Genomic DNA, 25,178 nt, shown 5'->3' with positions numbered 1-25,178 from the left:
GCGGCCCGAAGGCCGCCGCTTGTTAGGACAGATCAAGCCGGATGTCAGGCCGCAATCGACGTCTGCGGCGCAGCGGCACGCACGTCGGCGTCCACATGCTGCTCGAAGCGCTTGAAGTTCTCCTTGAACATGTCGACGAGGCGCTTGGCCGTCTGGGCGAACTCCGCCTTGTCCTGCCAAGTCTTCACCGGGTACAGGATGTGCGGCTCGACGCCCGGCACCGAGGTCGGCACCGCGAAGCCGAAATAGGGATCGCGGCGGAAATCGGCGCGGGACAGCGACCCGTCGAGGGCCGCCGTCACCAGGCGGCGCGTGACGCGGATCGGCATGCGCCGGCCGACGCCGTACTTGCCGCCGGTCCAGCCGGTGTTCACGAGCCAGCAATCCACGTGGTGCTTGGCGATGAGGTCGCGCAGCAGGTTGCCGTAGACCGACGGATGGCGCGGCATGAAGGGCGCCCCGAAGCAGGTGGAGAAGGTCGCCTCCGGATCCTTCACGCCCTTCTCGGTTCCGGCCACCTTCGCGGTGTAGCCGGACAGGAAGTGGTACATGGCCTCGGCCGGCGTGAGCTTCGCGATGGGAGGCAGCACGCCGAAGGCGTCGCAGGTCAGCATGACGATGTTCTTCGGGATGCCGGCGCGGCCCGTGGTGCTCGCATTCGGGATGAAGTCGAGCGGGTAGGCGCAGCGCGTGTTCTCGGTGCGCGAGGCGTCGTCGAAGTCCGGGATGCGGGTGATCGGGTCGACCATCACGTTCTCCAGCACCGTGCCGAAGCGCTCCGTGGTGGCGTAGATCTCGGGCTCCGCCTCGCGGGACAGGCGGATGGTCTTGGCGTAGCAGCCGCCCTCGAAGTTGAAGACGCCGTTCGGACCCCAGCCATGCTCGTCGTCGCCGAGCAGGATGCGGTTCGGATCGGCCGAGAGCGTGGTCTTGCCGGTGCCCGAGAGGCCGAAGAACAGGGCCACGTCGTTGGACGAGCCCACATTGGCCGAGCAGTGCATGGGCATGACGTGCTCGGACGGCAGGGCGAAGTTGAGATAGGTGAAGACCGACTTCTTCATCTCGCCCGCGTAGGACGTGCCGCCGATCAGCACGATCTTGCGCGTCAGGTCCATGGCGATGACCGTCTCGGAGCGGCAGCCGTGACGGGCCGGATCGGCCTTGAAGGACGGCAGGTCGATGATGGTCAGCTCCGGAACGAAGTCCTTCAGGTCGCCCCGATCGGGGCGGATGAGGAGGTTGCGGATGAAGAGGGAATGCCAGGCATATTCCGTGAAGACGCGGGTCTTGACCCGGTAGGCCGGCTCGGCGCCGCCGTAGAGGTCCTGCGCGAAGAGGTCCTTACCCTTGGCGTGATCCAGGAAGTCCTGCAGGAGCGTCTCGAACTGCTCGGGGGTGATCGAGCCGTTGTTCTCCCACCAGACCGCCCCTTCCGTAGCGGCATCGCGCACGACGAACTTGTCCTTGGGGGAGCGGCCGGTATGGACGCCCGTCTCGGCCAGCAGCGCACCGCCCTGGATCAGCTTGGTCTCGCCGCGGATCAGGGACTGCTCGTAGAGGGAGGGCGCCTCGAGATTCCAGTAGACCCGTTTGAGATTGCGAAGGCCGAAGGTCTCGGCCCCATGCGCGCTGTTGAAGACGCCGATAGTTTCCACGGAAGACTTCTCCTGATCGCCAGCCAATGGGCGGCCTGTGACCGCCTGAAAATGGCACTACATTGTTCTTGTTCAAGCGGCGTCGCCCGACCCATCGAGCCCAGCCGCCTTAGAGGCGATGGTGGGGTCAGCCGACGTCACCGTCAACTGAGGGCGTTCCATCGCATTCTATTTTGCTTCAGGCTAGGCCGTTTTCCAGCCTTATGCGCCGGTTTCCGGCGAAAACGGCTGGTTTTTTGCCGCACGCCGCCATGGTTGCGGAACGTCATCCCGGACCAGACCTATGGGGCCGCGGCGCCGCCCGGAGCGTTCATCTCCGGTTGGGGCACGACGCCTTAGCCATGGGACAAGTAACAGGGCCCCTGGCAGTCCCCACGGGGCAACCTTATTTATGCCATCAGAAAGGCGCAGTTGGGCACGTTTTGATGCCTCCGGCGTTGTCAGACCGGAAGCCGACCAACAAGTCCGATAACGGCCATTCGCGTTAAACAAGGAAGAGTTCATGCCAACGATCGCCCTTGTCGATGACGATCGCAATATCCTGACATCCGTCTCCATCGCCCTGGAGGCGGAAGGCTATCGCATTCAGACCTACACGGACGGCGCCTCCGCCCTGGACGGCCTGAAGCATGCCCCGCCGGATCTTGCGATCTTCGACATCAAGATGCCGCGCATGGACGGAATGGAGCTCCTGCGCCGCCTGCGGCAGAAGTCGGACCTGCCGGTGATCTTCCTGACCTCGAAGGACGAGGAGATCGACGAGCTCTTCGGCCTCAAGATGGGCGCCGACGACTTCATCCGCAAACCCTTCTCGCAGCGGCTCCTGGTCGAGCGCGTGAAGGCCGTTCTGCGCCGTTTCGCCCCGAAGGACCAGACGGTCCCGCGCGAGGCCGACGCGAAGGCCCTGGAGCGCGGCCAGCTCAAGATGGATCCCGAGCGCCATGCCTGCACCTGGAAGGGCGAGCCGGTGACCCTGACCGTCACCGAGTTCCTGATCCTGCAGGCGCTCGCCACCCGGCCCGGCGTCGTGAAGAGCCGCAACGCCCTGATGGACGCGGCCTATGACGACCAGGTCTACGTGGACGACCGCACCATCGACAGCCACATCAAGCGCCTACGCAAGAAGTTCAAGATGGTTGACCAGAACTTCGAAATGATCGAGACGCTCTACGGCGTCGGCTATCGCTTCAAGGAAGCCTGACGCCCGAGGCGTCATGAATGACTGGCATGAAGGCTGACCCCATCCACGCCGAGGCGGCGGCGGAGGACGCGCCGGCCCCCCGTGGAGTCCTGGCGCAGCTTCGGCAGGCCGGCCGGCTGCTCGTGCAGCGCGCGTCGTCGAGCCTGACGCGACGGATCGTCGTGCTCAACCTCGCCGGACTCGTGGCGCTCCTGGTCGGCTTCCTCTACCTCAACCAGTTCCGCGAGGGCCTGATCGAGGCCCGGGTGCAGAGCCTCCTGATCCAGGGCGAGATCATCGCAGGCGCCATCGCAAGCTCGGCCACGGTCGACACCAACACCATCGCGATCGATCCGGACAAGCTCCTGCAGATGCAGCTCGGCGAGACCGAGCGCTTCAACGACGAGAACCTGTCCTCCCTCGAATTCTCCATCAACCCGGAACGGGTCGCGCCCCTGCTGCGCCGCCTCGTGACGCCGACCCGCACCCGCGCCCGCATCTTCGACCGGGAAGGGCTGCTCCTGCTCGATTCCCGCAGCTTCTATTCCCGCGGCGACATCCTGCGCCTCGACCTGCCGCCCGTGGCGAATGTCGAGGACACCACGAGCGTCATGGAGCGGACCTGGAACAGCGTCCGCAAGATGTTCCGGCGCACCAAGCGCCCGGTTCTCGACGAGCCCGGCCCGGCAAACGGCAAGTCCCTGTCGGAGGTGCAACAGGCCTATGGCGGCCAGCAGGCGAGCGTGGTGCGCGTGAACGCCCGCGGCGAGACCATCGTGTCCGTGGCGGTACCGATCCAGCGCTTCCGCACCGTGCAGGGCGTGCTGCTGCTCTCGACCCAGGAAGGCGACATCGACGCGATCATCGCGTCCGAGCGCTTCGCCCTGCTCCAGGTCTTCCTGGTGGCGGCCGTGGTGATGATCGTCCTGTCGCTGTTCCTCGCCGGCGCCATCGCGGGCCCGGTTCGGCGGCTGGCGGAAGCGGCGGAGCGGGTGCGCTGGGGAACCAAGTCCCGCCAGGAGATCCCGGACTTCACGGCCCGGGCCGACGAGATCGGCCACCTGTCGGGCGCGCTCCGCGACATGACGAAGGCGCTCTACAACCGCATCGACGCCATCGAAAGCTTCGCGGCCGACGTGGCGCACGAGTTGAAGAACCCCCTCACGTCCCTGCGCAGCGCGGTCGAGACCCTGCCGCTCGCCCGCAGCGAGGACTCCCAGAAGCGCCTCATGTCGATCATCCAGCACGACGTGAAGCGCCTCGACCGCCTGATCAGCGACATCTCGGACGCCTCGCGCCTCGACGCGGAGCTCGCCCGCGCCGATGCGGAGCCCGTCGACATGGCCCGCCTCCTGGACGCGGTGGTGTCCGTCGCCAACGAGCGCCGGCGCGAGGGCGATCCCGCCATCAGCCTGAAGGTCGAGCAGAACCCGCGCGGCCGGGACGCCTTCCTGGTCCTCGGCCACGACAGCCGCCTGAGCCAGGTGTTCAACAATCTCATCGACAACGCCCGCTCCTTCTCGCCCCCGGACCAGCCGGTGCGGGCGACCTTGCGGCGGCGCAAGTCCGACGTGGAGGTCCTGGTGGAGGACAACGGCCCCGGCATCGAGCCGCACGCCCTCGACCGCATCTTCGAGCGCTTCTACACCGACCGTCCGGAACAGGGCTTTGGCCAGAACTCGGGTCTCGGACTGTCGATCTCGCGCCAGATCGTGGAGGCCCACCGCGGCACGATCCGGGCCGAGAACCAGCTCGGCCCCCCGGACGAGACCGGCGAGCCGCGCCGGCTCGGCGCCCGCTTCATCATCCGCCTGCCGGTGGTGAACCAGAAGGCCGGGCCCAAGAACGGCCAGAAGGGATGAGCGCCCCTTGACCGGCCCCGAGACGATCCATGCCTCCTGCGTGGTGGTTGGCGAAGCCGGCCTCCTGATCCGGGGACCGTCCGGCGCCGGCAAATCCTCCCTCGTGCGGGAGATCCTGTTTCGCGCCGGGCGCACCGGGCGCTTCTGCCGTCTGGTCAGCGACGACCGGACCCGCTTGGCCGCGCAGCACGGACGCCTCGTCGCGAGCCCAGTCGAGCCCCTGTCCGGCTGCCTCGAGGTGCGCGGCGTCGGCATCGTCCGGAGCCCCTTCGAACCTGCGGCAGTGGTGCGGCTCGTCATCGACCTGTCGGAGGACCCGGAGCGCTATCCCGGGGACCGGGACGGGCGGGTGGAACTCTGCGGCGTCATGGTCCCTCGCCTTTGCGGGCGGGCCGGTGCAAGCTCCGCCGACATTGCCATCGCCCGCCTGAGTGGTGTTTGCGACACGGTCGTGACACTGTGATGAACTTTTCGTCTCAATGCTCTTGCGCTTGGCTTCGCAGTGCACAAAATAGCGGCTCCGCTCCCGGAGCGTTCGGACCTGAAACATTATGATAGGAATGGTGCTCGTCACCCACGGGCAGCTCGCGACGGAATTCAAGGCCGCGCTGGAGCATGTCGTGGGACCTCAAGAGCAGCTCGAAACGATCACGATCGGCCCTGACGACGACATGGAGACGCGGCGCAAGGACATCATGGACGCCGTCTGCCGGGTCAACTCGGGCCACGGGGTCGTGGTTCTGACGGACATGTTCGGGGGCACTCCTTCGAACCTTGCCCTTTCCTGCATGAACGGGAAATCGGTCGAGGTCGTGGCAGGCATCAACCTGCCCATGCTGATCAAGCTCGCCAGCGTCCGGGACGAGGAGTCCCTGGCCGACGCGGTGTCCCACGCCCAGGAGGCGGGCCGGAAATACATCAACGTCGCCTCGCGCGTCCTGTCGGGAAAGTAGACTCCATGGACCGCGCCGACGACGACTGCCCTCCCGTGACCATTCCCGACGGCGCCCAGGCCCGCGAGATCCGGATCATCAACCGCCGGGGCCTTCACGCCCGCGCGTCGGCCAAGTTCGTCCAGACCGTGGAGCGCTTCGACTCCGACGTGACGGTGACCCGCTGCGGCGAGACCGTCGGCGGCCGCTCGATCATGGGGCTTCTGACCCTGGCGGCCGCCCAGGGCACCTCGATCACGGTCACGGCCAAGGGCCCGGACGCGGCGGACTGCCTCCAGGCCATCGACGACCTCCTGGCCAACCGGTTCGGCGAGGACGAGTAGTCCGGACGACATATAAAGACATCTTTATATCTTGATTGCCTCTCGTGCGGGTCTCTGGTAGAGACAGCGCCAATCCCAAGAGAGATTGCGAGAGACACATCATGAGCCAAGCCGCTTTGAAGAGCGCGACGCCCGCGAACGACTACATCGTCAAGGACATCGGCCTCGCCGAGTTCGGCCGTAAGGAGATCTCCATTGCCGAGACCGAGATGCCGGGCCTCATGGCGGTGCGCGAGGAATACGGCCCGAAGCAGCCCCTGAAGGGCGCCCGCATCGCCGGCTCGCTCCACATGACCATCCAGACGGCGGTCCTGATCGAGACCCTCAAGGCGCTCGGCGCCGACATCCGCTGGGTGTCCTGCAACATCTACTCAACCCAGGACCACGCCGCCGCCGCCATCGCGGCCGCCGGCATCCCGGTCTTCGCCTATAAGGGCGAGACCCTCACGGAATACTGGGACTACACCGCCAAGCTGTTCGACTGGCATGGCGGCGGCGTTCCGAACATGATCCTCGACGACGGCGGCGACGCCACCATGCTGGTCCATCTCGGCCTGCGCGCCGAGCAGGGCGACGTGGCCTTCCTCGACAAGCCGGGCGCGGAAGAGGAAGAGGTCCTGTTCGCCCTCATCAAGCGCCTCCTGAAGGAGAAGCCGAAGGGCTGGTTCGCCGAGCTCGCCGCCTCGATCCGCGGCGTCTCCGAGGAGACCACCACGGGAGTCCACCGCCTCTACATCATGGCCAAGGAGGGCAAGCTCCTGTTCCCGGCCATCAACGTCAACGACTCGGTCACCAAGTCGAAGTTCGACAACCTCTACGGCTGCCGCGAGTCCCTGGTCGACGGCATCCGCCGCGGCACGGACGTGATGATGGCCGGCAAGGTCGCCATGGTCGCCGGCTTCGGCGACGTGGGCAAGGGCTCGGCCGCCTCGCTCCGCCAGGCCGGCTGCCGCGTGCTCGTGTCTGAGGTCGACCCGATCTGCGCACTCCAGGCCGCCATGGAAGGCTACGAGGTCACGACCATGGAGGACGCGGCTCCCCGCGCCGACATCTTCGTCACCGCCACCGGCAACAAGGACGTGATCACCCTCGACCACATGCGCGCCATGAAGGACCGGGCGATCGTCTGCAACATCGGCCACTTCGACAACGAGATCCAGGTCGCGGGCCTGAAGAACCTCAAGTGGAACAACATTAAGCCGCAGGTGGACGAGATCGAGTTCCCCGACGGCCACCGCATCATCCTGCTGTCGGAAGGCCGCCTCGTGAACCTCGGCAACGCCATGGGCCACCCGTCCTTCGTGATGTCGGCCTCGTTCACCAACCAGACCCTCGCCCAGATCGAGCTCTGGACGAATGCCGGCAAGTACGAGCGCAAGGTCTACACCCTGCCCAAGCACCTGGACGAGAAGGTCGCGTCGCTGCACCTCGAGAAGATCGGCGTGAAGCTGACCAAGCTCTCCAAGGAGCAGGCGGAGTATATCGGCGTGTCCGACAAGGGCCCGTTCAAGCCCGACCACTACCGCTACTGAGGCTTTCGGCCTCCCGCCGAACCCGCGAAAAGCCCGGCTCCGCCGGGCTTTTTTCATGTCCCGGGCATCGACGAATCGGCGCCTCGCGACTCGTAAAAAGAGGGTTACGCAAGGGGAGTGGCCAATTGTCCACACCTTCTCCAAAGGAACCTTAAGCGGACCTTAACCCCCTTTCTGGCTGACTCGGCACTGGTCTATTGTGAACGCGAATCGTCCGGCTACGCGAGGCTCCCGGGAGCCGTGCCGGCAGTTCCGTTCATGCGTCTGAGAGATCACCTGCGGGGTCGGAAGCCGCGCCGCAGTCAGGATAATTTTGGCCCCTCGCCGGGGCCGTAAAACAATTGGGAAGGACAGCGCGGCATGGCCGGGCGGAAAGAAGGGGAGCCACACGAGCGCCGGAAGGGCCTGACGCAGGACCTCGTCGCCGCGCTGCGCACGCCGCTTTCCGTCGCGCTCCTGACCGGCGTCTCCGGGCCGGCCCTCGCGGCCGAGATTCCTTTCGCCCAACAGGCGACCGACATTCTGGGCCTCCACAGGCTCGACCTGCACAATGCCGGCTCCATCGGGCTCTTCCTGGGGCTCGTAGCCTTCTCGACCACCACCGCCCTGATGCTGCTGCGGGAGCAGCGGCGCTCGGCCCGCATGGAAGAGGCCTTGCGGGCGGAGATCGCGGGCCTGCGCGGCGCCGACGACCTCGCGACCCTTCTGATGGGCTCGGAGCGCCAGCTCCTCATTAGCTGGCAGGGCCGGGACGGGGAGCCGCGCTTCCAGGGCGATCCGTCCATTGTGTCCGAGGGCTCGACGGCGAAGCGCGCGCTGGCCTTCGGGGCCTGGCTCGCCCCGAGCGACGCCGCCGCCGTCGACGGCGCGCTGGAGCAGCTCAAGCAGCGCGGCGAGAGCTTCCGCCTGACCGCCCGCACCCTGAGCGGCCGCTTCATCGACGTGGAGGGGCGCACCATCGGCGGCCGGGCGATCCTGCGCCTGCGCGACATCACCGGCGACCGGGCCGAGCTTCTGGTGGCGCGAACCGACCTGCTGGCCGCCCGCAACGACCTGCGCTCGATGACGACGCTGCTCGACGCGGTCGCCTATCCGCTTTGGATCCGCGATGACGAGGACCGGCTCATCTGGGCGAACCAGGCCTATCTGAAGGCCGTCGAGGCGGGGAGCATCGACGACGCGACAGACCGCTCCCTCGAGCTGCTCGACCGGCAGACCCGCGAGGAATCCGGCCGCCAGCGCCAGGCCGGCGCCACCTTCGCGGCCCGCGTCACCACCGTCATGGCGGGCCAGCGCTCCGTGCTCGACGTGGTCGAGCGCCCGACCGCGGGCGGCAGCGCGGGCATCGCCGTGGACGTGTCCGAGCTCGAGGCCGTGCGCACCGACCTCCAGCGGCAGATGGCCGCCCATGTGCGCACCCTCGACCAGCTGCCGACGGCGGTCGCGATCTTCGACGGCTCGCAACACCTGATCTTCAGCAACGCCGCCTATCAGCAGCTCTGGGGCCTCGACTCCGCCTTCCTGGCCTCGCGCCCGCTCGACAGCGAGGTGCTCGACCGGCTCCGCGCCGCCCGCAAGCTGCCCGAGCAGGCGGATTTCCGCGCCTGGAAGGCGGATTTCCTGTCCGGCTATCGCTCGGTCGAGCCGCAGGAGATCTGGTGGCACCTGCCCGATCGCCGCACCCTGCGCGTGGTCATCAACCCGAACCCGCAAGGGGGCGTGACCTATCTCTTCGACGACGTGAGCGAGCGCTTCCAGCTGGAGAGCCAAGTCAACGCCCTCACCCGCGTCCAGAGCGAGACCCTCGACACCCTGAAGGAAGGCGTCGCGGTGTTCGGCTCGGACGGGCGGCTCAAGCTGCACAACCGCGCCTTCGCGGAAATGTGGAACCTCCCGGGCGACATGCCGGCGGAGCATCCGCACATCGACGCGGTCATCAAGGCCTGCCGGGTGCTCGCCCCGCAGGAGGAGCCCTGGATCGAGATCCGCGGCGCGGTCGCGGGCCTCGCGGACATGCGCATGGGCCTGTTCTGCCGCATGGAGCGGCTCGACGGCTCGGCGCTCGACTGTACGGCCCAGCCCCTGCCGGACGGCGCGACGCTGCTCACCTTCATCGACGTCACGGCGAGCGTGAGCGTCGAGCGCGCGCTCACCGAGCGCAACGAGGCGCTCGAACGCGCCTCGCGGCTGCGCGACGAGTTCGTACACCACGTGTCCTACGAGCTGCGCTCGCCGCTCACCACCATCATCGGTTTCACGCATCTCCTCAGCGACGAGACCGCGGGCCCGCTCAACCCGCGCCAGCGCGACTACGCGGACCACATCGAACGCTCGTCGAAGTCGCTGCTGGCGATCCTCAACGACATTCTCGATCTCGCGTCCATCGACACGGGCTCGCTGGAGCTCATCCCCGAGATCGTCGACATCCGCTCGACCATCGAGGCGGCGATGCGCGGACTCGAGGACCGCCTCAGCGAATCCTCGCTCACCGTGGTGATCGACGCCCCCGACGACATCGGATCCTTCGTGGCGGACGGCAAGCGCATCCGGCAGATCCTGTTCAACCTCCTGTCCAACGCGGTCGGGTTCTCGGGTCCGGGCCAGACGATCACGGTCCATGCCCGCAAGACCGGCGGCGAGGTGATCTTCGAGGTCAGGGACCAGGGCCGCGGCATGCCGCCGGAAATCAAGGCGCGCATCTTCGAGCGTTTCGAGAGCCATCCCCTCGGCACCCGCCACCGGGGCGTGGGCCTCGGGCTCTCCATCGTGCGCTCCTTCGTGGAGCTGCACGGCGGGCGCATCGACGTCGCCTCCACGCCTGGAATCGGAACCACCGTCACCTGCATCTTCCCGAACGACCGGCAGGAATCGCCCTCGGATGGCCGTTCGGCGAATAATGCGGTACCACCGATCGCTGCCGAGTAGGATCGGCGATGGTGAATGGATTGCCCCTGATGACCGAGGACTACGTCTCTCAGCCCGTCTGGGTCGTGACGCTACCGGACCACGACGCCACGGAACACCTGGCGCGGATCGTGGCCGAGGAGCTGCGTTCCGGCGACCTCGTGACCCTTTCGGGCGGCCTCGGTGCCGGCAAGACCACCTTCGCCCGCGCCCTCGTGCGGGCGCTCGCAGGCGATCCGGAGCTGGAGGTCCCGAGCCCGACCTTCACGCTGATGCAGGTTTATGACGGCCTGAAATTCCCGATCGTGCACGCGGATTTCTACCGCCTGTCGGGCAGCGACGAGCTCGTGGAGCTCGGCTGGGAGGAGACGACGGAGAACGCCGTCGCGCTCGTCGAGTGGCCCGAGCGGGCCGAGGATGCCCTGAAGGAGGAGCATCTCGACATCCGGCTCGATCTCGCGCCCGGCGGCGGCCGCATCGCGACGCTTGCGGGCTTCGGCCCGTTCGAGGCGCGGCTGATGCGCCTCAAAGCCTTCCAGAACCTCGTCGCGCGCTGCGGCTGGACGGGCGCCGCGCGCCTGCCGATGCAGAGCGACGCGTCGGTCATCCGCTCCTACGAGCGCCTGGTGAAGCCTGACGGCTCGACCGCGCTCCTGATGATCTCCCCGCCCCGGCCCGTGGGCCCGCCGGTGCGCCGCGGCAAGCCCTACACGACGATCGCGAAGCTCGCCGAGACGGTCCACGCCTTCGTGGCCATGGACAAGGGCCTGCGGGCGCTGGGCTTCAGCGCGCCGGCCATCTACGGCGAGGACCTCGACGCGGGCCTGCTCCTCATCGAGGATCTGGGCTCGGAGCCCTTCGTGGATGCGAACGGACCGATTCCCGACCGCTACGCCGAGGCGACGCGTCTTCTCGTGCGGCTGCACGGCATGAACCTGCCGCAGGTGCTGCCCGTCGCGGACGGCTACGAGCACCCGATTCCGCCCTACGATCTCGAGGCGATGCTGATCGAGGTGGAGCTCTTGGCGGACTGGTACGTGCCGCACATCATCGGCAACCTGCTCTCCGGCTCCGCCCGCGCGGAATTCGTCAATCTCTGGACCGAGACGCTCGGCGAAATCCTGGCGGGTCCGACGACTTGGGTCCTGCGCGACTACCACTCCCCGAACCTGATCTGGCTGCCTGAGCGCGAGGGCCTCGCCCGCGTCGGGCTCATCGACTTCCAGGACGCGGTGCTGGGCTCGCCCGCCTACGACGTCGCCTCGCTTCTTCAGGATGCGCGCGTCACCGTGCCGGCGGATCTCGAGCTGCGCCTCATCGGTCTCTATGCGCGCGAGCGCCGTGCGGCCGATCCTTATTTCGACGTCGCGTCCTTCGCGCGCGCCTACGCGATCATGGGGGCGCAGCGCGCCACCAAGATCCTCGGCATCTTCGCCCGCCTCGACCGGCGGGATGCGAAGCCCCATTACCTGAGGCACCTGCCGCGGATCGAGACGTATCTCATGCGCAACCTGGCCCATCCGGCCCTGAGCAGGCTGAAGGTCTGGTACGAGACCTACCTGCCGCGGCTGATCCCGCTGGACGACCATCCCTCCCAATAGAGCGAGAGCCCTCCGCCTTGACCGCGCCTTCGCCCAGAACCGCCATCGTCCTTGCCGCCGGGTTGGGCAAGCGCATGATGCCGATCACCGCCACGATGCCGAAGCCGCTCGTGAAGGTCGGCGGCCGCACGCTGATCGATTTCGCTCTCGACCGGCTGCACGAGGCCGGCATGGAGCGCGTCGTGGTGAACGTCCATCACTTCGCCGATATGCTCGAGGACCACTTACGCACACGCAAAATGCCGCACATCGTGGTGTCGGACGAGCGCGACGCGGTGCTGGAAACGGGCGGCGGCGTGAAGAAGGCCCTGCCGCTTCTGGGGCAAAATCCGTTCATCACCTTCAACTCCGATTCGATCTGGGTCGAGGGCGAAAGGCCCAACCTGAGGCGCCTCCTGGACGCCTGGGATCCGGAGCGGATGGACGTCCTGATGCTCGTGGCGCCTTTGTCCACAAGCGTCGGCTACGAGGGACGCGGCGATTTCAGCATGGATCCGGACGGACGCCTGCGCCGCCGCAGGGGCGACCAGGAGACCGTGCCGTTCGTCTACGCCGGCGTCGCCGTCGTGAAGCCCGAGATGGTCGCCGACACCCCGGAAGGACCGTTTTCGGCCAATCTGTTCTACGACCGCGCCATTGCCCGGGAGCGACTCTACGGGTTGCAGCTTGACGGTCAGTGGCTGCATGTTGGTGAACCGCAGGCGATCCCTGTGGCGGAAAAATGCCTTGCCGCCAGCCTGCGGTGAGGATTTTCGGTGTCGCGTCACACGGCCAACGTCTTTTCGATCCCCCCGGGTTGCGCCTTCCTGCCGACCCTGGTGGAGGCATTGGTCGACGGTCGTCTGGTCGGTCCCCTGCCCGACGATCCTGCGGCGCTCGCCGACGTCACGATCTATGTGCCGACCCGCCGCGCCGCCCGCGCGCTGATCGCCCTGCTGGCGGAGAGCGGCGAAGGCAGGGCGCAGCTCCTGCCCCGGATCGTACCGTTGGGGGAGACCGACGAGGCCGAGTTCGAGCTGACGGGGCTCGAGGGCACGCCGCTGGAAGAGGCCGCCTCCCTCAAGCCGCCGATCCCGCCCCTGGAGCGGCGCCTCATCCTCACCCGGCTCGTGCAGCGCTGGTCGGCGCAAGTGGACCGCAGCCTGCTGCAGCTCGGCCCCGGCGTCCCTTTCATGGTGCCGGCCTCGCCCGCCGACGCGGTAGGGCTCGCGGGCGATCTCGAAACCCTGATGGACGCCTTCACGACGGAAGGCATCGACTGGCACGCCCTGGAGCTCGCGGTCGACACGGACTTCTCCGAGTATTTCCGCATCACCCGGCACTTCGTGCAGATCGCCAGCGAGAACTGGCCCATGATCCTGGCCGAGCGGCAGGCGAGCGACCCGGCCCATCGCCGCGTCGCCCTGATCGAGGCCGAGGCGCGGCGGCTGTCGCGCGACAACCCGGCAAATCCGATCATCGTGGCGGGCTCCACCGGCTCGGTGCCGGCGACCGCCACCCTCATGGCCGCCATCGCGCGCCTGCCGAAGGGCGCCGTAGTGCTTCCCGGCCTCGACACGGATCTCGACGAGGAGAGCTGGGCCACCATCGGGGGTGTCGGCGATGACGAGACCGATCCGGTGCACGGCCATCCGCAGGCGAACTTGCGCCGCCTCGTCGACAGGCATCTGCGCGTGAAGCGCTCCGACGTCACGATCCTGGGCGAGGTGCCCGAGCAGGCGCGCGCCCGCAACCATCTGCTCTCGGAGGCTTTGCGCCCCGCCGACACGACGGACCGCTGGTCCCTGATCGCGCCGGAGGAGCGCATCGCCTTGAGCGAGAGCAGCTGCGCGGGGCTTGCCATCGTGGAAGCCGCTGACGAGCGCGAGGAGGCGTTGTCCATCGCCGTCGCGCTGCGCGAGACCATCGCGCATCCGGGCCGCACGGCGGCGCTCGTCACGCCGGACCGTGCGCTCGCCACGCGCGTCACGGCGGAACTCGCCCGCTGGGGTCTGGCGGTGGAGGATTCCGCCGGCATCCCGCTCTCCGACACACCCGCCGGCCGCCTTGCGCGCCTCGCGGCGGAAGCGGCCGCCGACGATCTGCGGCCGATCCGGCTGCTGGCGCTCCTGGCCCATCCGCTGGTACGGCTCGGCATGCCGCGCACGAACGTGGAGCGGGCCGCGAGCGTGCTTGAGATCGGCGTGCTGCGCGGCCCCGCGCCGGCTCAAGGGGTCGAGGGCATCCGCACGGCCCTGGCGACACGCAGAGCCGAGAAGAACCACCGCACCCCGCGTCCGGAGGCGCGCCTGGCCGACGAGGACTGGGACCTCGCCGATGAGCTGCTGCAGCGTCTCGGCCTCGCCTTCGAGGGCTTCACGCCCGCCGCGCACGGCGAGGGTCGTCTCGACCTGATGGCCCTGACGGAGGAGCATCGCCGCAGCTTCGACCTGCTGATCTCGCTCCCTGATGACGAAGGCGAAATCGTCGATCCCGATTCCTCGCTCGAAGCGGTGGCGGCCCTCTTCGACGACCTGGCGCATTCGGACATCCGCGAGGAGGAAGGGCATCCGCTCGAAGGCCGCTTCGTCGATTACCCGACCTTCTTCACGGCGCTTGCCAAGCAGCGCACCTTGAGCCCGTCGCCGCGCTCGACCCATCGCCGCCTCAAGATCCTCGGCCTCCTGGAGGCGCGCCTCCTGACGGTGGACCGGGTGGTGCTCGGCGGGCTCGACGAAGGCACCTGGCCGCCGCGCACGGTCACGGACGCGTTCCTCAACCGGCCCATGCGGGCCCGCGTGGGCCTTGCGCCGCCCGAGCGCCGCATCGGCCAGACCGCGCACGATTTCGTGCAGGCGCTCGGCACCCGCGACGTGGTGATCACCCGCGCCCACAAGCGCGACGGCTCGCCCATGGTGCCCTCGCGCTTCCTCCAGCGCCTCAAGGCCTTCACGGGCAAGGACGTTTGGGCCGAGATGATCAAGGCCGGCGACCGCTACCGCCGCCTCGCGCGCCATCTCGACACACCGAAGCCGGCCGCTCCCCTGCCCCGCCCGCGGCCGAAGCCCGATCCGGCGCTGTTCCCGCGCACCTTGAGCGTCACCGAGATCGAGACGCTGGTGCGCGACCCCTATTCGATCTTCGCCCGCCACATCCTCAAGCTGGACGCGCTCGATGCCATCGCGGTGGGCCCGAGCGCGGCCGACCGGGGCACGATCATCCACGACGTGCTCGGCGGCTTCGCGGAAGCCTATCCGAAGGCGCTGCCCGCGCATGCGCTCGAAGACCTGCTCTCCCGCGGCACGGAAGCCTTCGCCGACATCGCCGAGGCTTACCCGGAGCTCTACGCGGAATGGTGGCCGCGCTTCACGCGTCTCGCCACCGAGTTCGTGGTGTGGGAGCAGGCGCGCCGCCCCGACCTCGTGGAGGTCTATGCCGAGCGTTCCGGCAAGCTGCCGATCCCGCTCGCCGACGGCAGCGTGTTCACCTTGCGCGCCCGCGCCGACCGGATCGAGCATAGGCGCGACGGCGGCTTCACCATCATCGACTTCAAGACCGGCCAGCCGCCCGGCGTGCGCGAGGTCTATGCGGGCTTCTCGCCGCAGCTGACGCTCGAGGCCGTGATGCTGATGAAGGGCGCCTTCAAGGGCATGCCGGCCGCCAAGGAGACCCCGGACCTCATCTACATCCACACCACCGGCGGACGTGAGCCGATCAGGCCGCGCGAGATCAAGCCGGGTCGCGACGAGGAGCGTTCGGTCCCTGAGATCGTGGAGGAGCATCGCCGCCGGTTCGAGGGCATGATCGCGCGCTACGCCAAGGGCGAGGCTCCTTACGTCTCGCGGCCCTTCCCGAAATATGCGCGCCGCTTCTCCGAATACGACCACTTGGCCCGCGTGAAGGAATGGTCGCTCGCGAGCGCGGGCGGCGGCGAGGGCTTCGAATGAGCCACGATCTCGTCATTCCCGACTACACCCGCGAGGCCCAGCGCCGCGCCGCCAACCCGCGCGCCTCCGCCTGGGTGTCGGCCAATGCGGGCGCCGGCAAGACCAAAGTGCTCACCGACCGGGTCGTGCGCCTGCTGCTCGCGGGTTCACCGCCCGGGCGCATCCTCTGCCTCACCTTCACCAAGGCAGCCGCCGCCAACATGGCGATCCGCGTCTTCGAGCGCCTCGGCAAATGGGTGACGCTCGACGAGGAGAGCCTCGTCAAGGAGCTGACGGAACTGGAGGGCGAACGCCCGACGCGTCAGCAGGTCCGCCTCGCCCGCACCCTCTTCGCCCGCGCGGTGGAGACGCCCGGCGGCCTGAAGATCGACACCATCCACGCCTTCTGCGAGCGGCTGCTGCACCTCGTGCCCTTCGAGGCCAACGTGCCCGCGCGCTTTGCCGTGCTCGACGAGAGCCAGACCGACGAGATGCTGGCGCAGGCCATGGCCAACGTGCTGGCGGACGCCTCGAGCGGCAATTATCCGGAGCTCGCCGCGGCACTCGACCTCGTGAGCGTGGAAGCGGCGGGCGATGCGCTGACGGCGGCCCTCAATGCCGCCATGCGCTGCAAGACGTTTCTCCATCGCGTCGACGGCCCTGCGCTGCTGCGAAAGGAGCTCGGGCTCGGCGAAGACGAAACGATCAAAGGCATCGAGCAGCTCATGCTCGAAGGCGGCATCAAGCCGGAGAGCTGGCCCGGCATCGCCCAGGAGCTCCTGCGCGGCAAGGCCACCGACCAGGAGCGCGCCGCCTCCTTCATCAAGGCGTCGGAGGCCGCCAGTCCGGACGAGAAGCTCGCGCATTACCTCACCGTTTTCCTGAAGGAGTCCGACTGGACGCCGCGCGCGGAATCGCGCCTCGTCACCAAGTCGGTCGATCCCGCCCTGAAGGAAAGGCTCCTCGACGAGCAGCAGCGCATCTGGCGGCTCATCGAGAAGCGGAAAGGCGCCCGCGCCTTCGAGCGTACGACGGCCTTGTTCACGCTCGCGGCCGAGATCAGCCGGCGCGTGGACGAAGCCAAGGCGCGGCTCGGCGCCCTCGACTTCCAGGACCTCATCGACAAGACCCTGGCGTTGCTCTCGCGCGGGGATGCGGCCTGGGTGCTGTACAAGCTCGATCGCGGCATCGACCACGTGCTGGTCGACGAGGCGCAGGACACGAACCCCGAGCAATGGGAGATCCTGCGCCGGATCACCGAGGACTTCACGGCAGGCTTCGGGGCGCAGGGAAGGCGCGTGCGCACGCTCTTCGCGGTGGGTGATCCCAAGCAGTCGATCTATGGTTTCCAGGGTGCGGCCCCGCAGGAATTCGAATCGAGCCGGCAGACCTGGTCGCGCAAGGTGCTCGCGGCGGAGCTGCCGTTCGAGGACGTGCGCCTCACCGTCTCGTTTCGCTCCGCAAAGGCCGTGCTGTCGGCGGTCGACGCGACCTTTGCGGTCGACCGGCACTTCCGCGGCCTGTCCTTCGAGGACCAGGCCGTCGGCACCGTGCACGAGAGCGCCCGCCCGCACGCGCCGGGCCTCGTGGAGCTGTGGCCGACCGAAACGCCCGCCGAGGAGGAGGAGCCGGAGGCCTGGGTGCTCCCGGTCGATCAGGCCGAACAGCAATCCCCGCCCGTGGTGGTCGCGCGCCGGGTTGCGCAGGCGGTGAAGTGCTGGACCACCAAGGGCGACGAGACGGGTCGCGTCTGGTCCGCCGGCGACGTGCTGGTGCTGGTCAGAAAGCGCGGCGCCGCCTTCGAGGCGGTGATCCGGGCCCTCAAGGAGGCCGGCGTGCCGGTGGCGGGCGCCGACCGGCTCAACATCGGCGAGCACATCGCCGTGCTCGACCTCGTGGCCGCGGGCCGCGCGGCGCTGCTGCCCGAGGACGACCTAACCCTCGCGACGGCCCTGAAATCGCCCCTCGTGGGCCTGACCGACGACGACCTGATCCGCATCGCGGCCTACCGGGCGGACGACGAATCCCTGCTCGCCGCCCTGGAGCGCCACGCGGGAGCCGGCGACGGGGCCGCGCGACGCGGCCTCGAGGCTCTCGGCGCCTGGCAGGAGCTTGCCCGCGAGCACGGACCCTTCGGGTTCTTCGCCACGCTGCTCGGACCCCGCGGCGGGCGCTCGCAGCTCGTGGCGCGGCTCGGCAGCGAAGCGGGCGACGCCATCGATGCCTTCTTGTGCTTCGCGCACCAGTCGGAAACGACCGAGACGCCCTCGCTGACGGTCTTCCTCAACCGGTTCGAATCCGCCTCCCACACCATCAAGCGCGACCTCGATTCGGTGAACAACGAGGTGCGGGTCATGACCGTGCACGGGGCCAAGGGCCTCGAGGCGCCGATCGTGATCCTCATCGACGGCTGCGAGGTGCTGGGCCGCGATCCGCCGCTGCTGCAGCTGCCGACCCGGTTCGGGGAGACCGTTCCAGTCTGGTCCCCCGGCAAGTCTTACGATTCCGACGTGATGGCGCAGGCCCGCGAGGCCCTGCACGCCAAGGGCCACGAGGAGCACAACCGCCTGCTCTACGTGGCCATGACCCGCGCCAAGGACCGGCTGGTGATCGCCCCCTATCTCACCGGCCGCAAGGATTCGCCGCAGGAGGCCTGGTGCGAGATGATTCGCCACGGCCTCGTGCAGAAGGCGGGCGGCCTCGAGCTCGCCGAGGCGCCCTATGGGCCGATCGAGATCTGGCGCGAAGGCGCTCCGCTGGCCCGGCCCCCAGTCGATGCCGAGGCGCCGGTCTCAGGCCCCATCGAGATCCCCGACTGGCTGACCCTGCCGGCAGCCCCCGAACCGGAGCCCCTGCCCCCGATCCGACCGTCGAGCGCGCTCGGCGCGGCGGACCGGCTGGCGCGGCCCGGCGACGGTCCCTATGCGCCCGACGCCCGCCTGCGCGGCACCCTGGTCCATGCCCTGCTGGAACGGCTGCCGAGCCTGGGCGCCGAGCACCGGGAGACCATGGCGCGATCCTACGTGAAGGCCCGCGCCCCGCGCCTGCGGGAAGACCTGCGCGAGGCGGTGGTCGCCCATGCGCTCGGGGTATTGGACCATGCGGACCTGAAGCCTTTGTTCGGCCCCGGCTCCCGGGCGGAGGCGCCCATCGCCGGGCAGGTCCCGACCCCGGATGGGCCGATCATGGTGTCGGGCCAGATCGACCGGCTGGCGGTTTCGGGCGACGAGGTGATCGTGGCCGACTTCAAGACCACGGCCCGGCCGCCCAGTCCCGGTCAGTCTCCGCCCCGCTCCTACGTGACTCAGCTCGCCCTCTACCGGTCGCTCCTTCAGGAGATCTATCCGGGGAAACGGGTCCGGGCCTTCCTGGTCTGGACCTCCGGGCCGGTCATCCACGAGCTCAAGGAACCGGATCTCGACTCGGCCCTTACCCTCATCAAAGCGGTGTGAGGGAGCAGGCGCTTGCTTGATTCCCCGGACGGCCGTTCTTAACTAGGCCTTATCGTTGAGCGGCTCTGATGTGAGTCGTGCTCATAACTACAAAGGTGACACAATGGCGACCGTTAAGGTGACCGATGCGAGCTTCCCGCAGGACGTCCTGAACTCCTCCGAGCCCGTCGTCGTGGATTTCTGGGCCGAGTGGTGCGGTCCCTGCCGCATGATCGGGCCGGCCCTCGAGGAGATCTCCAACGAGATGGCCGGCAAGGTGAAGATCGTGAAGCTCAACGTGGACGAGAACCCGCAGGTCGCGTCGCAGTACGGCATCCGCTCCATTCCAGCCCTGATGATGTTCAAGGGCGGCCAGGTGGTGGCCCAGAAGATCGGCGCCGCCCCCAAGGGCGACCTCACCAAGTGGATCCAGGCCTCGGCCTGATCCCTCCAGCCGCAGAAATTCGAAAGGGGCCGAAAGGCCCCTTTTTCGTGTCCGTGCTACTCCGGCAGCGTCCCATTCGCGGCCAGCACCTCTCCGGCGAGATAGAGCGAGCCGCAGATGAGGACCCGGGGCGGGTGCTCCCAGACATAGTCGTGAAGGGACGCGAGCGCCGATTCGACGCTGGCTTTCGTGGAGGTGGTGAGCCCGACGCTTGACGCGATGGCGGCGACCTCCTCGGCCGGGCGGGCTGCGATCTGGCCCGGGATCGGCACTGCGATCACCTCGCGGGCGAGCCCCACGAAGTTCCTGAAGAAGGCTTCCGAATCCTTGGTGCCGAGCATGCCGGCGATGATCACCAGGGGCGCATCGTTGCGCTCGCTCCGGTCCGCCATGGCGGCGGCGAGCACGCGGCCGCCATCGGCATTGTGGCCGCCATCGAGCCAGATCTCGACCCCCTCGGGGGCGATCTCCGGCAGGCGGCCCTTCGCGAGACGCTGGAGCCGGCCCGGCCATTCGGCGTGGGTGAGGCCCGCCTCGAAGGCCGAGGTCTCGAACTGCTCAAACCCAGCGGCGCGGAGCGCCGCGATGGCAGTGCCGGCATTGATGTACTGATGACGTCCGACGAGCTTCGGCCGCGGCAGGTCGAGCAGGCCCTTCTCGTCCTGGTAGACGAGACGCCCGCCCTCCTCGTGGACGGAGAAATCCTGCTGGCCGACAAGAATCGGCGCGGCGCCGACCCGCTCGGCCGCATTGCGGAGCGTCGTGTCGGCTTCGAGGTAATCCTGCGGAGCGATGACGGCCGGGCAGCCGCGCTTGAAGATGCCGGCCTTCTCGCCCGCGATGGCCTCCAGGGTCGTGCCCAGGTACTCCGCGTGGTCATGGCCGATGGAGGTCACGACGGCGGCGGCCGGACGGTCGATCACGTTGGTGGCGTCGAAGCGCCCCCCGAGGCCCACCTCCAGCAGCAGCACGTCGGCCGGCTCCTCGGAGAAGAGCAGGATTGCCGCCGCGGTGGTGATCTCGAACACCGTGATGGGCTCGCCCGCATTGACCTCCTCGCAGCGGCGCAGGGCCTGGACGAGCCGGTCCTCGTCCACGTAGCGCCCGCCGCCGATGCGGCCGAGGCGGATGCGCTCGTGGAAACGCACGAGATGGGGCGAGGTGTAGACGTGGACCGCGAGCCCGGCGCTCTCCAGGATCGCCCGCATGAACGCGATGGTCGAGCCCTTGCCGTTGGTGCCCGCCACGTGGATCGTGGGCGGCAGGCGCCGTTCCGGATGACCGAGCTGCGCGAGGAGGCGCTGGATGCGTCCCAGCGACAGGTCGATGGTCTTCGGGTGCAGGGCGAGAAAGCGCGCGATCAGCGCATCCGAGGAATCCATCGCCCTGCCTCCGACAACTCTTACTCGGCCGCCTCGGCCACGGGTGCGTCCGTGACCGGCGCCTTGGTGAAGAGGCGCGACAGGCGGGCGATGGTGGCTTTGAGGTCGTGCCGGTGCACCACCATGTCGACCATGCCGTGGTCCTTGAGATACTCGGCGCGCTGGAAGCCGTCGGGCAGCTTCTCGCGGATGGTCTGCTCGATCACGCGCGGGCCGGCGAAGCCGATGAGGGCGCCGGGCTCGGCCAGATGCACGTCGCCGAGCATGGCGTAGGACGCCGTGACGCCGCCCGTGGTCGGGTTCGTCAGCACCACGATGTAGGGAAGGCGCGCCTCGCGCAGGCGGCGGATGGCCACGGTCGTGCGCGGCATCTGCATGAGGGACAGGATGCCCTCCTGCATGCGGGCGCCGCCGGAGCCGGCGAAGAGCACGTAAGGGGTCTTCTTGTCGAGGGCGGTCTCCGCGCCTTTCACGAAGGCCTCGCCCGCCGCCATGCCGAGCGAGCCGCCCATGAAGCCGAAATCCTGCACCGCGATGGTCATCGGCGTCTCTTCGACCCGGCCGAAGCCGACCTTGAAGGCGTCCTGCTGGCCGGTCTTGGCGCGGGCGTCCTTCAGGCGGTCCACGTAGCGCTTCTCGTCGCGGAACTTCAGCGGATCGACCGCCACTTCCGGGAGCGCCACGTCGAGCCAGGTGCCGCCGTCGAACATGAGGGCCAGGCGCTGCGCGGCCGAAATGCGCATGTGGTGGTTGGAGCCGGGAATCACCCACTGGTTCGCCTCCACGTCCTTGTGGAACACGACCTGCCCGGTCTCGGGGCACTTGATCCAGAGATTGTCCGGCGTCTCGCGCTTGAAGAGCGTCTTGATCTTCGGACGGACGACTTCGGAGATCCAGTTCATCTTTCTACCTTCTCCTTCAGAGGTACCCCGCAGCCCTCATGCTGAGGAGGTCACTCGGTGACCGTCTCGAAGCACGAGGGGCGTCTCCGGAGCCCTCTGGAACCGGCCCCGATCCTTCGAGACGCTGCCGACGCAGCTCCTCAGGTGGAGGCCTTCTGTTGCTTTATGCGGCTGCCGCCTTCTTGGCGACCGACCGGACGCCCTCGCTCAATTCCTTCACCAATGTGGTGACGGCCTCGACCGTGTGCGAGGTGGCGCGATCGTCCGCATCCAGGGTGCCTTTCATCGCGTCGATCAGCGCCGAGCCGACGACGACGCCGTCCGCTCCCTTGGCCACCGCGGCCGCATGGACGCCGCTCTTCACGCCGAAGCCCACCACGACCGGGAGCGGTGTGTGGTGCTTGATGCGCTCCACCGCCGTCGCGACCTTGCCGAAATCCGGCGTCGCCGCGCCGGTGATGCCGGTGATCGAAACGTAGTAGACGAAGCCCGCCGTGTTCTTGAGCACCGCCGGGAGGCGGTGATCGTCGGTGGTGGGGGTGGCCAGCCGAATGAAGGCCAGACCCGTCTTCAGGGCCGGCAGGCAGAGCTCGTCGTCCTCTTCCGGCGGCAGGTCGACCACGATGAGGCCGTCGACGCCGGCCTCTTTCGCGTCAACCAGGAAGCGGTCGACCCCGTAGACGTAGATCGGGTTGAAATAGCCCATGAGGATCACGGGCGTGTCCTGGTCCTCGGCCCGGAAGCGGCGGATCAGGTCGAGGGTCTTGTCCGTGTCCTGCCCCACCTTCAGGGCGCGCAGCCCCGCCGCCTGGATCGCCGGGCCGTCGGCCATGGGATCCGTGAAGGGCAGGCCGAACTCGACGATGTCGGCGCCGGCCTTCGGCAGGCTCTTGAGGATCGCCAGCGAGGTCTCGGGATCCGGGTCGCCGGCCATGACGTAGGTCACGAGGGCGGCCCGGCCCTCCTGGCGGCATTGTTCGAAACGGGCTTCGATGCGCTGTGTCATGGGCGGTCCCATAGCATGGGAAGGCGAGGAGTGTGAAATGCTTCTCGTAGGCGGCAAATCCCGTGTCATCCCCGGTCGAAGCGTAGCGTTGGGGAAGGGGATCCAGAGGCGCCGAACCGAAGGGTGATCCCCTTCCCGGCCCTCCGGGCCGCCAGGGATGACACCGGCGGCTCGTGTCAGACGATGTCCTGCTTCAGGTGCTCGGCGATGGTGAAGAGGTCCTTGTCGCCGCGGCCGCTGATGTTGACCACCATCAGGTGGTCCTTCGGCTTCTTGGGGGCGATCTCCATCACCTTGGCGAGGGCGTGGCTCGGCTCCAGGGCCGGCAGGATGCCCTCGAGCTTCGAGCAGAGCTGGAACGCCTCGAGCGCCTCGTCGTCGGTGGCCGAGATGTAGTTGACCCGGCCCATGTCGTGCAGCCAGGCATGCTCCGGGCCGATGCCCGGATAGTCGAGGCCGGCCGAGATGGAGTGGGCGTCCTGGATTTGGCCGTCCCGGTCCATGAGCAGATAGGTGCGGTTGCCGTGCAGCACGCCCGGGCGGCCGCCGGAGAGCGAGGCCGCATGGAGCTTGTGGAGCCCGTGGCCCGCGGCCTCGACGCCGTAGATCTCGACGCTGCGGTCGTCCAGGAACGGATGGAACAGTCCGATGGCGTTGGAGCCGCCACCGATGCAGGCGACGAGCGAATCCGGCAGGCGGCCTTCGGCCTCCATCATCTGCTCGCGGGTCTCCTTGCCGATCACGGCCTGGAAGTCGCGCACCATGGCCGGATAGGGATGCGGCCCCGCGACCGTGCCGATGCAGTAGAAGGTATCGGCGACGTTCGTGACCCAGTCGCGGAGCGCCTCGTTCATGGCGTCCTTCAGGGTCTTCGTGCCCGACTGCACAGGCACCACCTTGGCGCCCAGCATGTTCATGCGGAACACGTTGGGCTTCTGCCGCTCCACGTCGACCGCGCCCATGTAGACGATGCATTCCAGCCCGAAGCGCGCGCAGAGGGTTGCGGTGGCGACGCCGTGCTGGCCCGCGCCGGTTTCGGCGATGATGCGCTTCTTGCCCATGCGGCGGGCGAGGAGGATCTGGCCCAGCACGTTGTTCACCTTGTGGGCGCCGGTGTGGTTCAGCTCCTCGCGCTTGAAGTAGATCTTGGCGCCGCCGAGATGCTCGGTCAGGCGCTCCGCGAAATAGAGCGGGCTCGGGCGGCCGATGTAATGCTTGGAGAAATACTCCATGTCAGCGTGGAACGCCGGATCCGCCTTGGCCGCCTCGTAGGCCTTCTCCAGCTCGAGGACCAGCGGCATCAGGGTCTCGGCCACGAAGCGGCCGCCGAAGATGCCGAAATGCCCGCGCTCGTCGGGTCCGGTGCGGAAGGAATTCGGTTGGGTCTGAGCTGACACGCCTGTTCTGCCTTGCGCTGTGCGTTTTCGAATTAGGTCCGGTCCGCGTAGGCCGCCCGGGCCGCCTTGACGAAGGCCTCGATCTTCCCTGGATCCTTGATGCCGGGCCTGACCTCCACCCCGGACGACACGTCGACGGCGCGGGAGCCTGTGAGCCGGATCGCCTCCGCCACGTTGTCGGGATTAAGGCCTCCTGACAGCATGAAGGAGAGGCCGGGGTCAAGCCCGACCAGGAGCCGCCAGTCGAAGGAAAGTCCGTTGCCGCCGGGCAAGGCGCCCGCGCCGCGCGGCGGCTTGGCGTCGAGGAGGAGATGGTCGGCCGCATGCTCGTAGGCTTCGACCGCCGCCAGATCGGGAGCCTCCGCGACGCCCAGCGCCTTCACGACGGGGCGGCCGAACGCCTTGCGGATCGCGGCGACGCGCTCCGGCGTTTCGTGGCCATGAAGCTGGAACAGGTCGGGCTGGAGCGCCTCGACCGCGTCGGCGATGTCCGTGTCCTCCGCATCCACCAGGAGCACGACCCTGAGGGCCCGTCCCCTGGCTTGGCGCGAGAGCTCGCGGCCGACATCGAGATCGACATGGCGCGGGCTGCGGGCGAAGCGCACGAACCCGACCCAATCCGCGCCGGCCGAGAGGGCAGCGTCGAGGGTTTCGGGGGTGGAGAGCCCGCAGATCTTGACCAGATTGTCCATGGGCCGAC

18 protein-coding genes are annotated in these 25,178 nt (G+C 68.3%); 12 read left to right on the top strand and 6 right to left on the bottom strand.

The features are described from left to right. Window positions 1-44 precede the first annotated feature (44 nt). Window positions 45-1,655, bottom strand: a complete 1,611-nt coding sequence (locus DES45_RS03735) for a phosphoenolpyruvate carboxykinase (RefSeq protein ID WP_114768602.1) — start codon at window positions 1,653-1,655, stop codon at window positions 45-47. Window positions 1,656-2,157: 502 nt separating this feature from the next. On the opposite strand from DES45_RS03735, the gene DES45_RS03730 reads away from it, so the two are divergent. From DES45_RS03730 to trxA, 12 genes are all read left to right on the top strand, one after another. Continuing rightward, window positions 2,158-2,856: a response regulator transcription factor gene (locus tag DES45_RS03730; RefSeq protein WP_114768601.1), complete on the top strand. Its 699-nt coding sequence runs from the start codon at window positions 2,158-2,160 to the stop codon at window positions 2,854-2,856. 26 nt (window positions 2,857-2,882) lie between these two features. Then, window positions 2,883-4,697, top strand: a complete 1,815-nt coding sequence (locus DES45_RS03725) for a sensor histidine kinase (protein ID WP_114768600.1) — start codon at window positions 2,883-2,885, stop codon at window positions 4,695-4,697. Window positions 4,698-4,704: 7 nt separating this feature from the next. After that, window positions 4,705-5,160, top strand: a complete 456-nt coding sequence (locus DES45_RS03720; RefSeq protein WP_114768599.1) for an HPr kinase/phosphorylase — start codon at window positions 4,705-4,707, stop codon at window positions 5,158-5,160. Between the two features lie 88 nt (window positions 5,161-5,248). Next, complete coding sequence (locus DES45_RS03715) at window positions 5,249-5,650, top strand: PTS sugar transporter subunit IIA (protein ID WP_114768598.1); 402 nt, start codon at window positions 5,249-5,251, stop codon at window positions 5,648-5,650. A 5-nt stretch (window positions 5,651-5,655) separates the two neighbouring features. After that, entirely contained in the window at window positions 5,656-5,973 is a 318-nt protein-coding gene (locus DES45_RS03710; protein WP_114768597.1) for an HPr family phosphocarrier protein, read from the top strand. Between the two features lie 101 nt (window positions 5,974-6,074). Beyond that, window positions 6,075-7,505: an adenosylhomocysteinase gene (gene ahcY / locus DES45_RS03705; protein ID WP_114768596.1), complete on the top strand. Its 1,431-nt coding sequence runs from the start codon at window positions 6,075-6,077 to the stop codon at window positions 7,503-7,505. Window positions 7,506-7,865: 360 nt separating this feature from the next. Then, the gene (locus DES45_RS03700) at window positions 7,866-10,430 is read left to right on the top strand and encodes a sensor histidine kinase (RefSeq protein ID WP_114768595.1); all 2,565 of its coding nucleotides are present in this window, start codon (window positions 7,866-7,868) and stop codon (window positions 10,428-10,430) included. 29 nt (window positions 10,431-10,459) lie between these two features. After that, window positions 10,460-12,010, top strand: coding sequence for a tRNA (adenosine(37)-N6)-threonylcarbamoyltransferase complex ATPase subunit type 1 TsaE (tsaE, locus tag DES45_RS03695; RefSeq protein WP_245429718.1), 1,551 nt, complete (start codon window positions 10,460-10,462; stop codon window positions 12,008-12,010). A 17-nt stretch (window positions 12,011-12,027) separates the two neighbouring features. After that, window positions 12,028-12,756 carry a nucleotidyltransferase family protein gene (locus DES45_RS03690; protein ID WP_114768593.1) on the top strand — a complete coding sequence of 243 codons (729 nt, stop codon included), beginning with the start codon at window positions 12,028-12,030 and terminating at the stop codon, window positions 12,754-12,756. A 9-nt stretch (window positions 12,757-12,765) separates the two neighbouring features. Next, window positions 12,766-15,936, top strand: a complete 3,171-nt coding sequence (gene addB, locus DES45_RS03685) for a double-strand break repair protein AddB (protein ID WP_114768592.1) — start codon at window positions 12,766-12,768, stop codon at window positions 15,934-15,936. Then, entirely contained in the window at window positions 15,933-19,367 is a 3,435-nt protein-coding gene (addA, locus tag DES45_RS03680) for a double-strand break repair helicase AddA (RefSeq protein WP_114768591.1), read from the top strand. Before addB ends, addA begins: the two co-directional genes overlap by 4 nt. A 103-nt stretch (window positions 19,368-19,470) precedes the next feature. Continuing rightward, window positions 19,471-19,791 (top strand): thioredoxin, encoded by a 321-nt coding sequence (gene trxA, locus DES45_RS03675; RefSeq protein ID WP_114768590.1) that lies wholly within the window; start codon window positions 19,471-19,473, stop codon window positions 19,789-19,791. A gap of 56 nt (window positions 19,792-19,847) precedes the next feature. Here trxA and DES45_RS03670 read toward each other — a convergent pair whose 3' ends face one another. The 5 genes from DES45_RS03670 to DES45_RS03650 form a co-directional block, all read right to left on the bottom strand. After that, window positions 19,848-21,173, bottom strand: coding sequence for a bifunctional folylpolyglutamate synthase/dihydrofolate synthase (locus DES45_RS03670; RefSeq protein ID WP_114768589.1), 1,326 nt, complete (start codon window positions 21,171-21,173; stop codon window positions 19,848-19,850). A gap of 20 nt (window positions 21,174-21,193) precedes the next feature. Then, on the bottom strand, window positions 21,194-22,075 hold the full coding sequence (gene accD / locus DES45_RS03665; RefSeq protein WP_114768588.1) for an acetyl-CoA carboxylase, carboxyltransferase subunit beta: 882 nt from the start codon (window positions 22,073-22,075) through the stop codon (window positions 21,194-21,196). 163 nt (window positions 22,076-22,238) lie between these two features. Next, on the bottom strand, window positions 22,239-23,081 hold the full coding sequence (gene trpA, locus DES45_RS03660; RefSeq protein WP_114768833.1) for a tryptophan synthase subunit alpha: 843 nt from the start codon (window positions 23,079-23,081) through the stop codon (window positions 22,239-22,241). A 176-nt stretch (window positions 23,082-23,257) separates the two neighbouring features. Next, window positions 23,258-24,478 (bottom strand): tryptophan synthase subunit beta, encoded by a 1,221-nt coding sequence (trpB, locus tag DES45_RS03655; protein WP_114768587.1) that lies wholly within the window; start codon window positions 24,476-24,478, stop codon window positions 23,258-23,260. Window positions 24,479-24,510: 32 nt separating this feature from the next. Next, window positions 24,511-25,170 (bottom strand): phosphoribosylanthranilate isomerase, encoded by a 660-nt coding sequence (locus DES45_RS03650; RefSeq protein ID WP_114768586.1) that lies wholly within the window; start codon window positions 25,168-25,170, stop codon window positions 24,511-24,513. Window positions 25,171-25,178 lie beyond the last annotated feature (8 nt).

Source organism: Microvirga subterranea (assembly GCF_003350535.1).
Taxonomy (GTDB): Bacteria; Pseudomonadota; Alphaproteobacteria; order Rhizobiales; family Beijerinckiaceae; genus Microvirga; species Microvirga subterranea.
This window is presented reverse-complemented; position numbering and strand designations above follow the sequence as displayed.